At 29.5% G+C, this 12,685-nt stretch carries 12 protein-coding genes; 4 read left to right on the top strand and 8 right to left on the bottom strand.

What is annotated here, in order from left to right; all coding sequences use genetic code 11:
• Nucleotides 1-17: 17 nt before the first annotated feature.
• Nucleotides 18-1,118, bottom strand: a complete 1,101-nt coding sequence (gene dprA / locus ACWYN7_RS00710) for a DNA-processing protein DprA (protein ID WP_462857927.1) — start codon at nucleotides 1,116-1,118, stop codon at nucleotides 18-20.
• 92 nt (nucleotides 1,119-1,210) lie between these two features.
• On the opposite strand from dprA, the gene ACWYN7_RS00705 reads away from it, so the two are divergent.
• From ACWYN7_RS00705 to ACWYN7_RS00695, 3 genes are read left to right on the top strand one after another with little or no spacing between them, the layout of a single operon-like run.
• Entirely contained in the window at nucleotides 1,211-2,116 is a 906-nt protein-coding gene (locus ACWYN7_RS00705) for an HU domain-containing protein (protein ID WP_462857926.1), read from the top strand.
• Between the two features lie 47 nt (nucleotides 2,117-2,163).
• Nucleotides 2,164-2,673, top strand: coding sequence for an acyl-CoA thioesterase (locus tag ACWYN7_RS00700; protein WP_462857925.1), 510 nt, complete (start codon nucleotides 2,164-2,166; stop codon nucleotides 2,671-2,673).
• A gap of 14 nt (nucleotides 2,674-2,687) precedes the next feature.
• Nucleotides 2,688-3,185, top strand: coding sequence for a mechanosensitive ion channel domain-containing protein (locus ACWYN7_RS00695; protein ID WP_462857924.1), 498 nt, complete (start codon nucleotides 2,688-2,690; stop codon nucleotides 3,183-3,185).
• A 67-nt stretch (nucleotides 3,186-3,252) separates the two neighbouring features.
• On the opposite strand, the gene ACWYN7_RS00690 is transcribed toward ACWYN7_RS00695, so the two are convergent.
• The 5 genes from ACWYN7_RS00690 to ACWYN7_RS00670 form a co-directional block, all read right to left on the bottom strand.
• Nucleotides 3,253-3,813, bottom strand: a complete 561-nt coding sequence (locus tag ACWYN7_RS00690; RefSeq protein ID WP_462857923.1) for a type 1 glutamine amidotransferase domain-containing protein — start codon at nucleotides 3,811-3,813, stop codon at nucleotides 3,253-3,255.
• A gap of 127 nt (nucleotides 3,814-3,940) precedes the next feature.
• Nucleotides 3,941-5,179, bottom strand: a complete 1,239-nt coding sequence (locus ACWYN7_RS00685; protein ID WP_462857922.1) for a murein hydrolase activator EnvC family protein — start codon at nucleotides 5,177-5,179, stop codon at nucleotides 3,941-3,943.
• Nucleotides 5,180-5,950: a lipoprotein insertase outer membrane protein LolB1 gene (lolB1, locus tag ACWYN7_RS00680; protein WP_462857921.1), complete on the bottom strand. Its 771-nt coding sequence runs from the start codon at nucleotides 5,948-5,950 to the stop codon at nucleotides 5,180-5,182.
• Between the two features lie 3 nt (nucleotides 5,951-5,953).
• The gene (locus tag ACWYN7_RS00675) at nucleotides 5,954-6,865 is read right to left on the bottom strand and encodes a tetratricopeptide repeat protein (RefSeq protein ID WP_462857920.1); all 912 of its coding nucleotides are present in this window, start codon (nucleotides 6,863-6,865) and stop codon (nucleotides 5,954-5,956) included.
• A gap of 69 nt (nucleotides 6,866-6,934) precedes the next feature.
• On the bottom strand, nucleotides 6,935-7,951 hold the full coding sequence (locus ACWYN7_RS00670; protein WP_462857919.1) for a sugar phosphate nucleotidyltransferase: 1,017 nt from the start codon (nucleotides 7,949-7,951) through the stop codon (nucleotides 6,935-6,937).
• A gap of 368 nt (nucleotides 7,952-8,319) precedes the next feature.
• Between ACWYN7_RS00670 and ACWYN7_RS00665 the strand changes: the two genes are divergently transcribed.
• Complete coding sequence (locus ACWYN7_RS00665; protein WP_462857918.1) at nucleotides 8,320-10,179, top strand: ABC-F family ATP-binding cassette domain-containing protein; 1,860 nt, start codon at nucleotides 8,320-8,322, stop codon at nucleotides 10,177-10,179.
• On the opposite strand, the gene ACWYN7_RS00660 is transcribed toward ACWYN7_RS00665, so the two are convergent.
• Both ACWYN7_RS00660 and ACWYN7_RS00655 read right to left on the bottom strand, forming a co-directional pair.
• Nucleotides 10,176-10,898: a 3'-5' exonuclease gene (locus ACWYN7_RS00660; RefSeq protein ID WP_462857917.1), complete on the bottom strand. Its 723-nt coding sequence runs from the start codon at nucleotides 10,896-10,898 to the stop codon at nucleotides 10,176-10,178. The two genes, ACWYN7_RS00665 and ACWYN7_RS00660, sit on opposite strands and share 4 nt — an antisense overlap.
• Nucleotides 10,899-10,991: 93 nt before the next feature.
• Nucleotides 10,992-12,680 carry a T9SS type A sorting domain-containing protein gene (locus ACWYN7_RS00655; protein ID WP_462857916.1) on the bottom strand — a complete coding sequence of 563 codons (1,689 nt, stop codon included), beginning with the start codon at nucleotides 12,678-12,680 and terminating at the stop codon, nucleotides 10,992-10,994.
• Between the last annotated feature and the right edge of the window lie 5 nt (nucleotides 12,681-12,685).

Genomic DNA, 12,685 nt, shown 5'->3' with positions numbered 1-12,685 from the left:
CAAAAATAGCGATTAAATTAGACGATTTCAAACATCTTGCCAGGTAAAGGTTTTAGAACGCCTTTTAATTCCATTTGCAATAAAATAGATGATAACTCAAAAATAGGAATATTACATTCTATGGCAATAACATCGAGAAGCTGTTGTCCTTTTTCGAATAATAAATCGTAGATTTTTTGTTCATTTTCGTTTAATGCTACAAACAACTGTTTTTGAATTACTTTAGGTTGCACTTTAATATCCCAATTTAACATTTTTACAATGTCTGTTGCTGATGTTAAAAGCTGCGCTTTGTTATTTTTTATTAAATTATTACATCCTTTGCTATAAATATCTGTAGTTCTACCAGGAACTGCAAAAACATCTCTATTGTAAGAATTGGCAATATCTGCAGTTACTAGAGAGCCCCCTTTTGCAGCACTTTCTATAATTAGGGTTGCCTTAGAAATACCTGCAACAATTCTGTTCCTTTTTAAAAAATTTTCTCTTAGAGGTTGTTCTTCGCTCCAAAACTCAGTAAAAAAACCTCCATTTTCATTCACTTGATTAATGTATTTTTTATGAACTTTTGGATAAATCTGCTCAAATCCATGAGCCAAAACAGCAATGGTTTGCAAATTCTTTTTTATAGCTGCTTTATGAGCACAAATATCTACTCCGTAAGCAAAACCACTAACAATAATCGGATTGTATTCTGCCAATTCTTCGATTAAATTATCGATAAAATCACGACCATAAGAACTCATATTTCTTGTACCAACAATAGAAATTATTTTATCGTTTTGTAGATTGATGTTACCATCTTTAAATAATAAAATAGGACTATCGATACAATTTAGGAGGTTTTTAGGATAGTTATCATCTAAAAAATAAGTGTAATCAAAATTATTATTAAGAATATATTGAAGTTCTTTTTCTGCTAGAATTAAACTTTCTTTATCATATAAATGTTTTAAAGCATGAGCGCCTATGCCATTTATTTTTTCTAAAATTGATGTTTTTTCTTTAAAAACTTGCTCAGCATCACCAACATTAACAATTAGTTTTTTGGCTAAAATATCTCCAACTCCTTTGCTTTTTTGCAAACGTAAAATGGCTAATAATTCTTCTTCTTTCAACAGATGGCAATTTAACATACAATATATAATTTTTTGTTGATATTTTTTTGAAAAAATTTAATTTCTAAAATAAATATTCTACTTTTGTATTTATGAATTTAGCCAACTATATAAACGATTTACTTTACAGATACGATTGTGTAATTGTACCCGATTTTGGAGGTTTTGTAACCAATAAAATAGGCGCAAGTTTAGATGAAAACACGCATACTTTTTATGCACCCTCTAAACAGATTACATTTAATAGTCATTTAAAAGTAAGTGATGGTTTATTGGCAAATTATATTGCTTCTTCAGAAAATATTTCTTTTGAAAAAGCTTCTAATGCAATTACTTTATCTGTAATTAGATGGCAAAATGAACTGCAATCTAAATCTTTAGAAATTGGTGCTATTGGTGCTTTAAGTTTAAATGAAAAGGGTCAAATTATTTTTGAACCAAATAAAAACGTTAATTATCTACCTGAATCTTTTGGTTTAACAGCGGTAACCTCTGCATCAATAAAAAGACATCAAGAAATTGTAAAACCTTTAATACCTGTTGTAGATAAAAAAGAAAGAAAAGGAATACCTGCATTTATTAAATATGCTGCTACTGCTGCAATTTTATTAACTTTAGGTTTAACTACTAGCAATTTTTATCAACAAAACAAACAAGAAACTTTACAGGCTAATCAGCAAAAATCTTTAGAGAAAAAAATACAGACTGCAACTTTTGTAATTTCTAATCCTTTGCCTACAATCGAATTAAATGTTGTTAAAAAACAAGCAAAACCTTATCATGTAGTTGCAGGTGCTTTTCAGATTAGAGAAAATGCTGTGAAAAAAGTAAATCAACTTAAAAAACAAGGTTATAATGCTAGTATAATTGGCGTTAACAAATGGGGTTTAACAGAAGTTGTTTTTAATAGCTTTGCTGATAGAAACGATGCAATTAATAATCTGTATAAAATTCAAGCAACTGTATCTAAAGACGCTTGGTTATTAGAAAGAAAATAACTTTTATTTAGGATAGTATCCTTATATCTTTGCAGAAATTTAAACAAATGAAAGCAAAGACATCTAACGCATCTTTAACAGTACTTACAGATTTAGTTTTACCTGGCGATACTAATTATTTAGATAACCTTTTTGGAGGAGAACTTTTAGCCAGAATGGATAGAGCTTGTAGTATTGCTGCCAGACGTCATTCTTCTAGAATTGTAGTTACTGCCTCTGTAAATCATGTTGCTTTTAACAAATCTGTACCTGTAGGAAGTGTTGTTACTATAGAAGCAAAAGTTTCTAGAGCTTTTAATTCTTCTATGGAAGTTTATGTTGATGTTTGGATCGAAGACAGACAATCTGGAAAAAGAACTAAAGTTAACGAAGGTATTTACACTTTTGTTGCCGTTGATGAAACAGGAAAACCCGTACAAATACCGGGCTTAATACCAGAAACAGATTTAGAAAAAGAACGTTTTGATGGTGCTTTAAGAAGAAAACAATTGAGTTTGGTTTTAGCAGGAAAAATAAAACCTAATGAAGCTACAGAGCTAAAAGCGCTTTTTAGTTAGCGAATTAAAATAATATGGAAGTTTTTAATAGTTTTAAAATTTTATGGACAGTTGCTATAATTATTATAGCGTTTTTTTCGCGTCTTTTAATTACAAAATCGTTAAGAAAAATTCAATTAAAATTTGGTTTTCAGCAAGTAAGAATCTTAGTAACTAATAAAATAATTTCCATATTAATTTATGTTTCTATGATTGTAATTATTGCCTTTATTTGGGGGGTTGACGAAAAACAACTCTTAGTTTATATTTCTTCTTTCTTAACCATTTTAGGGATCGCTTTTTTTGCACAATGGTCTATACTTTCTAATATTACTGCAGGTTTAATCTTATTTATCAATTATCCTGTAAAAATTGGAGACTCGATTACTGTGTTAGAAAAAGACAATAATATTACCGGAAAAATTTTAGATATTGGCGTGTTTTTTATCACCTTAAAAACACCCGAAAACGAATTAATTACTATTCCGAATTCTGTAATTATTCAGAAAAATATTCGTTTTAAAGCAGAATAATAGTTTTTAAAACAAAAAAAAGTGCAATTGAAAATTGCACTTTTTTTTATTGATTATTAATGAACAATTACGCCATTTGTTCTTGGTGTTTCCCTTCGTAAACCTCTTCTACTAACTTATCATTAAATGCAGGTAAATCATCAGGATTTCTACTGGTTACTAATCCAGCATCTACTACAACTTCTTCGTCTGTCCAATTTGCACCAGCATTAATAATATCTGTTTTAATTGAGCTAAATGAGGTTACATTTCTACCTTGTAAAACGTCTGCTTCTGCCAATAACCAAGGTGCATGACAAATTGCTGCAACTGGTTTATGATGTTCAAAAAACGATTTTATAAAACTAATTGCGTTTTTATCTCTTCTTAAAATATCTGGGTTAATTACACCACCTGGAAGCACCAAAGCATTGTAATCTGCTTGGGTAACCTCATTTAACGTTTTATCTACTTTGTAGGCTTTACCCCAATCTCCATTGTTCCAAGATTTTATTTCACCTTTTTCTAATGATATAATTTCTACATCTGCACCCGCTTTTTCTAAGGCTATTTTTGGTTCTCTTAATTCACTTTCTTCAAAACCATTGGTAGCTAAAATTGCTACTGTCTTTCTATCTAAATTTTCCATTTCTATGTTTTTAAGATTCATATAAAAGTTAATACTTTATTAACTCATTTCAAATGTACGAATGATAAAAACCTGTGTTTAACTCAATAGATTGTGAAATTGACACATATACTATTTTAAGAAAATTTTATCTTTTTAAAATCCAAGAAGCAGGATTTAAACGTGTGGTATTTTTAAATAATACAAAAACAAGTTTTGTTTTCTTAGAAACCTTATCCGTAAAAATTCTTCCAATTTTTTGCCCAACTGATATTTTATCGCCTTTTTTAACATAAGCGTTTTCTAGGTTATTATAAGAGGTTATATAGTTTCCATGTCTAATCATCACATTTTTTGTACCTCCAGAACCTAAAGAAATATTTAGTACTTCTCCATTAAAAACAGCAATAGCCTCACTTCCTTGCGATGTTGCAAAGTGCAAACCTGTACTATTTATGGTAATTCCTGGAAAAATAGGATGTGGTTGTACTCCAAATCTTCTAACAATTAAACCTTCTTTTACTGGCCAAGGTAATTTACCTTTATTTTGTTCAAATTTTACAGCCAATGCTTTTGCTTCTGGACTTAAGATAAAATTACTGCTTTTTTTAACTACCGTTTTTTTATCTTTATTTTTGGCCATTGCCAGTCTGTTAGCTTTGGCAATTTCTTCTTTAATAATCTTATCTATTCTCGCAGCAACTTTGCGTTCTTCTTTGGCATTTCTTTGAATTTCTCTTTTGTATTTTCCTTCTTTCTTTTTGATTTGAGAAATTAATTTTTCTTGATTTTTTTTATCGCCCTCAATTTCTTCTTTTTGTCTTTTTTCTACCAAAATTAAAGTGTCTTTTACTTTCTTTTGATATCCTAAAGAATCGTTCAGTTTTTTAATAAAATTAGCTTGTACCTGTATTTCTTCTCCTTGTTTTTTTCTAAATTTCGAATACTGTTTTGTGTATTCTAAACGTTTGTATGCTTGATAAAAATTCTTAGAAGACAGTAAAAACATTAATTTACTTTGTTGAGATTTACTTTTGTAAGATTTGTAAATCATCTCTGCATAATCTTGCTTTAAAGCTTTTAATTCTTTTTCTAGTTTTGTAATCTTTCGTTCGTTCGTTTTTATTTCATTAGTTAAAAGTTTTGCTTCTAAATTAATTGTGTTGATTAACTTATTACGAACATCGATTTTTTGGTTGATATCTTTTAAAGCCTCTAATGCATTTTTTTCTTTTTTTTCTTCGTTAAAAAGCAGTCTGTTTAATTTTAAAATTTCGGACTTGTATTTTTTTCGCTGATTTTCTAACTGCTTTCTAGTTTGACTAAATGCAGAGAAACTCATTAAAAAAACGAATAATAAAAGAATGTAATACTTTAAAAACTTCATTTAAATGGATAGTTTTTTATATCCTTTAGGCATATTAAAAGACATATTTACTTCATCATTAAAAACAACAGATTTGTATTCAAAATCTATTGTAGTAACCTTTTTTTTATTCTTTGCCTTAATATTTATGGCTGATGGAAAAACAACATCTTCTATTAAATTATACGATGGATATTTTACATCTAATCGTAAATCTTTATCTGCATTTACAATGGTTTGTTCGTCTAATTTAAAATGCGCAGGATTAATATTAAAAAAAATATCGAATAATTCAGCTTGCTTTTCTGGAGATAAAATATACCTATTATTTACAATTTCTACTTCTTGGTCTTCTGCTCTAACATCAGTTAAAGACTGCCCTAAAAACAAGTTTTGTAGCTGTTCAAAATTAATTTCAACACCTAATAAATCTTTAATCATAGAAAAATCGCCTTCAAAAGAATTTTTAAGTACAGAAGAATAAAAACGTACCGAAGTTGGTGTAATTTCGGCTTTAAAAACAGTAATAAACTTGCTTCCTTTTAGCCAAATTACTTCATCTTTTTTCATTTTTAGACTTACAGATAAACTTTGTTTGGTTTTTCCGTTATCAAAATTCATCTTTAATTTTGCGTCTATTGTATTTTTATCAAAATTAGCAGCAATGTGTTTTTTGGCTACTTTTCTTGCAGAAATGTCTTTTGCTGTTGCAGTTGCATCAATCATATTTTTTGTTGTTTTACAAGACGTAAATATTATTGTAAAAAGGAGAATGTACTTTATATACTTCATGTATTAACTCTTCAATTTATTTAGTTTTTGTTGGTATTTATTTTCCTTTTCTAAATTTCCTAAACCTTTATAGGTTATCACAAATTCTTTATAAAAATCTACTTCCATTTGGTCTTCTATCACAAAATCAATACCATTTTGTAATGTAGATAAGGCTTTGTTATATTTTTCTTGATGATTTAGCGCTTTTGCTTTCATAAGATACACAAATGGTTGTGCAGGAAAAAGTGCAATTCCATCTTCGCTATATTTTAATAATTCTGTAGGATTATCGATTGATAAATTTAAAATTTGTGCTAAAATTTTATACGATTTATCACTTTTAAATTGATCTATTAAACTGATAAGATCTGTAGGTTTTTCTTCTGATTTTTGAGATAAACTCCTTTTTTGTAAGCTATCTCTAATCCGTTTTAATCTAGATGATAACAGGTTTTCTTTTTCTAAAGAATTCATTAAAGCAAAGGCTTTTTCATATTGCTTATCGTACAAAAAAAGTCTTACCAAACCCTCTTTTTCTTTTGGATTAATGGCTATAATTTTTTGCTGATTTTTTATCGCTTCTTTATAGTTTTTTTCTTTTTGATTTATGTTAACCAAGTGTTTTAACATCCAAATATTTTGGGCATCTTTTGCTAATGCTCTGTTAATGTATTCTTTGGCTAATAATGTATTGTTAAGCAGTAAGTAGTTTTTAGAAAACTCAAAAAAAACAGCAACATCATTTGGTAAAAGCTGATTGCAATTTTCTAGGTTTTCTATGGCCTTTTGGTAATTTCCTATTGATTTATCTGATAATGCTCTAAAAAAATAATGCTGAAATTTTAACTCAGCAGCTTCTGTTAAATCTTCTTTTTCAGGAATACTATCTTGCGATAAAATAGGCGCAGAAAGTAGCATAAAGAGCAAAGACAAAAGAGACAACTTTAGGTTTATAAAGTGCCTCTTATTGCTGCTATATTTTTTCTTTGCCTTAATCATAAATTAGGTTAACTCTGTATAATCACCAATACTTACAGAAGTAAATTCGCCATTGTATTTTGCATGATTTCCAATCATTGCATTATCTAATTTTGCGTTAGAAATATCGACATTATTTTGAATTAAAGAATTTACAATGGTAGAATTATTTACCAAGCTATTTTGCCCAATAGAAACATAAGGACCAACTTTAGAGTCTCTTAACACAACATTTTTACCAATAAAACAAGGCTGAATAATTTCTGAATTTTGCAAAACAACATCATCAGAAACTAAGTTATTACCAGCTTCATGTTCAAAAGAAAGTGTTTGTTTGTTGGTATCTACAGTTGGATCTTTTTTACCACAATCCATCCAAGCATTTACGGTTCCAGGTATAAATTTGGCTCCTTGTTGTTTTAGAGATTCTAAAACATTGGTTAGTTGATATTCGCCATTTTCTTTTAAATCATTATCAATTAAATGCTGAATTTCTTTCAAAACTTTTTCGCCACTTTTAAAATAATAAATACCAATTATGGCTAAGTCTGATACAAATTCGTTTGGTTTTTCTATAAAATCGGTAATAACACCATCTTGTAACTTAACTACACCAAAAGCACTTGGGTTTTCTACTTGACTTACCCAAATTGCGCCATCTGCATTTACATCTAACTTAAAATCTGCTTTAAACAAAGTATCTGCATAAGCCACAACACAAGGCCCACTTAAAGATTCTTTTGCACAATAAATAGCATGTGCAGTACCTAAAGCAACTTCTTGTACATAAACTGAACCTTTTGCACCTAATTCTTCAGCAATTTTTAATAATTTTTCTTCTGTGTCTGCAGGAAATCCTTTAGCTCTACTACCAATTACAAAAGCAATTTCTTCAATCTCTTGATCTATTACAGAAGCAATATCTTCTACCAAACGTTGTACAATAGGTTTACCTGCTATTACTGTTAGCGGTTTTGGAACTGTTAAAGTATGAGGTCTTAAACGAGAGCCAATACCAGCCATAGGGACAATAATTTTCATTTTATTTTTGTTAAGTTAAATACTACTGCAAGATAGCATTAATTAACAGATTCTAAAATTGTTTTTTATTCTAAAAAACTCTTAAATTTTTTCTAATTTGTTAATCGCCTCCCCATTTATGGGGAGAGACATCCCCATAAATAGGGGGATAAAAATTTCACCATAAATAGGGATTGACAAGCACTCTTTTTTCGTTTAATTTTACCATGTACAAAGAGATAAATAAGACAGTCCCCCAATTCGATATTTGTTTGTACAACTTAAAATTTAAACTAAATTTTGTCCCCCAAATTCATGTTTATTTGAAATGATTTAAAAAACCCAAGTTAACTCTTGGGTTTTTTGTTTCTTTGCAAAAAACTAAAATCGTGAATTACCTTTCTGTAGAAAATATTTCTAAATCTTATGGAGAACGTGTTTTGTTTCAAGACATTTCTTTCGGAATTAGCAAAGATCAAAAAATAGCATTTGTTGCCAAAAACGGAACAGGTAAAACCTCTATCCTAAATATAATTGCTGGTTTAGATACTGCTGATGAAGGGCAAGTAGTAAGCAGAAAAGATATTTCTATTGCCTATTTAGCACAAAGTGATGATTTAGATCCTAATTTAACCATTGAAGAAACCATTTTTGCTACAGATAACAAAATACTTTCTATTGTTAATCAATATGAAAAAGCATTAAAAAACCCAGAAGAAGCAGAAGCTTATCAAACTGCTTTCGATTTAATGGACCAATACAATGCCTGGGATTTTGAAACACAATACAGACAAATTCTATCAAAATTAAAGTTAGACGATTTAACTCAGAAAATTTCATCGCTTTCTGGCGGACAAAAAAAACGACTTTCTTTAGCCATAGTTTTAATTAGCAAACCAGATTTATTAATTCTTGATGAACCTACCAATCATTTAGATTTAGAAATGATAGAATGGTTAGAATCATTTTTTGCCAAAGAAAAGATTACACTTTTTATGGTTACTCACGATCGTTATTTTTTAGAGCGTGTTTGTGATGAAATTTTAGAATTAGACGAAGGTAAAATTTACAAATACAAAGGTAATTACTCTTATTATCTACAAAATAAAGAAGAACGTTTAGCTCTAGAAGCTACCAATTTAAGTAAAGCCAAAAGTCTATTTAAAAAAGAATTAGACTGGATGCGTAAACAACCAAAAGCCAGAACTACAAAATCGAAGTCTAGAACTGATGATTTTTACGCAATTAAAGAAAAAGCACATCAACGTAGAAAAGACCATACAGTACAATTAGAAATAAATATGGAACGTTTAGGAAGTAAAATTCTTGAACTACACAAACTGCATAAATCTTTTGGAGATAAAGTAATTCTAAATGGTTTCGATTATGTGTTTAAAAGAGGAGAACGCATAGGAATTATTGGTAAAAACGGAACAGGAAAATCTTCTTTTTTAAATATAATAACACAAAAAAGCCCTGTTGATGCTGGTAAAGTAATAATTGGTGAAACTATTAAGTTTGGTTATTATACGCAAGCAGGAATCAGTGTAAAAGAAGGACAGAAAGTTATTGAAGTTATTAAAGAATTTGGAGAGTTTATTCCGTTAACCAAAGGAAGAAAAATTTCTGCATCGCAACTTTTAGAACGTTTTTTGTTTGATAAAAAAAAGCAATACGATTTTGTAGAAAAACTATCTGGAGGCGAACAAAAACGTTTGTATTTATGTGCAGTTTTAATTCAAAATCCTAATTTCTTAATTTTAGATGAACCTACAAACGACCTTGATGTTGTTACCTTAAATGTACTCGAAAACTTTTTGTTAGATTATCCTGGAAATTTATTGGTTGTTTCTCACGATCGTTATTTTATGGATAAAATTGTAGATGCTTTGTTCGTTTTTAGAGGCAATGGAATTGTAGAAAATTTTCCTGGCAACTATTCAGATTTTAGAGCTTATGACAGCTCTGCAGAAAAAGAAGTTGAAATAGAAAAACCTATTGCACAAAAGGTTGAAAAGAAAAGCACTAAAAGTAGTTTAAGCTTTACTGAAAAAAGAGAATTTGGTGCTTTAGAAGCAGAAATTGAACGTCTTCAAAATCAAAAAGAACGTATCGAAAAACAGTTTTTGAATGTAGAAATTGCACCTGATGATATTCCTAAAAAATCTGAAGAATTGCAAAAAATTATTACAACTTTAGAACAGAAAGAAGAACGTTGGTTAGAGCTTTCTATGAAATTAGAAGATTAATAATCTACACTTACAATATTTTCTGTTTTTACTAGATTTTCGTTATTGAAGCGTAATAATATTTGTGCAACTGCTACAGTGTCTTTTTCGCAATACCTAACAATTCTTTCGATATCTTTTTCTTGGTAATATACTTTGGCAACTTCACTACCATCAATATCATCTTTTGGTGATGGTACTCCTAAAATAGACGTTAATAACTTAAGTGATGTATAATGTTTATAATCACCAAATTTCCACAATTCTAAAGTATCTAAATGTGGAACTTCCCAAGGTTTCTTGCCAAATAAATTCAGTTTTTTAGGTAATTCTATTTGATGTACAATCATTCGTCTGGCAATAAACGGAAAATCGAATTCCTTACCATTATGCGCACATAAAATATTTGTTTTTTTAGCAAAGTGTTTGTCTAATAAAACTTTAAAATCGGTAAGAATTTTATGCTCATCATCACCATAAAAAGAAGTTATTCTTAGTTGTTTTTCATTTTCTACATCAACAAAATAGCCCACAGAAATACAGATTATTTTACCAAATTCTGCCCAAATGCCTGCTTTTTCGTAAAACTGTTTTGCGGAAAATTCATCTTTACGTTGGTATTGAGTTTTCTTATCGAACAATTCTTGAGTTGTTTTAGATACGTTTTCCCAATTTTCTTCTTGTGGTACTGTTTCTATATCTAAAAACAGCACATCGTTTAATTTATAGGTAAGATTCATTGCTTTATTTCTTTTTCATCACCATAAATATAATAAAAAAAGAAAAAGCTCTGAATACATCAGAGCTTTTAAATATTTTTAAAAAATATGTTTTTATTTAATCACTAACTTACTAGTAGCAGTTTTAGTACCTTCTGTAACTTTTAAAATGTATAATCCTGATGCAATTGAAGAAACATCAATGTTAGATTTTGTTGCAGCAAAGCTAGTAGATAAAACTTGCTTACCTAATACATTAAAAATAGCAACTTCTTTTTTATCTGTACTATTAGAAGTAATTGTAAAACGACTATTTTTTACAGGATTTGGATATGTTGCAAAACCTTCGATTTGGTTATTTATAACTGAAGCAGTTGCACCACAATCTGATGTTGGTCTAGTTCCTAGAATAGGTGCAGTAGATGCTCCTAATTTTATGTTTGACAAACTCCAAGAAGAATACCCATCTTCATTATCATCTAAATATTGAATACCAATAAATAATTCAGTTCCTGTAACTCCAGAAAAATCAATTGTTTTTGAACCCGCTTCGGAAATTGTTGATACAGATGTCCAATTAGAATCAGCAGGACATGAACCATATGAAGTAGTATAAGAAACCTCTAAGTCAGTAGTTCCAAAAGATTCTGATGCTTCTAAATACATTTGTAAATCAGTAACACCAGTCATATCTAAAGGACCAAAAACCAACCATGTTTCTACATCTTCATAAACATCAGTACCTATATATCCATTCATATTGTAAGCACCACTGCTTAAATACCAATCATCATCCTGAGAATTTGCTGTAACTACAACAGATTCAAATTTTTCAGTACCTGTAATTAAATCAAAAACAGTAGGGTAACAATCTACAGCTCCAATAGTTCCTGAAATTGTATTTCCATCACATAAAACACCTCCATTTAATGTTAAAGACCATGAATCACCTTCAGACAAGCCTGAAATTGTAATAGTACCATCTGCAGTAGTTGCTGGGTTATCACCTCCTATTGTCCCCATAGTAGAAGTTACAGATGTAATAGTTGCATCTAAACCAGTATAAGGAACACTTACTGTTACACCATCTAAACCAAATGTAGTTGCATCACATGTATATGTTGATGCTTCTAAACTTAAACCACAAGCAGCATAATCCTCTATTATCCTTATATTATCTACAGCAATATCCTCATCACCAGCAGCTAAACCATCAAAAACTAATCTAATATCTATTAAATTTCCAGTTCCTAAAGCCAATGTAAATTCTGAAAAAACATCATTTAAAGCCTGACCATCACCAATACCATCTAGATCTGTATCTAGCATAGGTGATGAAACGTTAAAGCCAGTATCTGCAGTAGTTGCAAACTGTAAAACTTTAGTAAAGGTACCTGAGTTATCGTAATCTACCTCAATATAAAATAAATCTCCTCCATCCCAATCAAATTTTCCATCAGAAGCCTGATCTTCAGCGAGTAAAAGCGCTAGCGTTAGATTTGATTTAGATGAAATATCTATATCATCAAATAATAAAGTTTGCATATCCAATGTACATGGAGCACCATCAGTATCCATCGCAGCAAAGAAAAAATTTCCATCTTGCCCAGATACCTCATAAGAAGTTGTAATATTGGTTCCATCGGTTCTTGTAAAAAAGTCACTAGATTCATCATTACAGTTTTCAGAAGGAGTACCTGAATTCCCAGTTTCAAAGGATTCTTGAAAAACAGTTGTTTGACTTATACTTGTAAGAGTACAAGAAAAGATTAAAATTAAAGTAAATAAGTAATTTTTTTTCATGTTTG

This window comes from Polaribacter sp. M10 (assembly GCF_054968445.1).
This window is presented reverse-complemented; position numbering and strand designations above follow the sequence as displayed.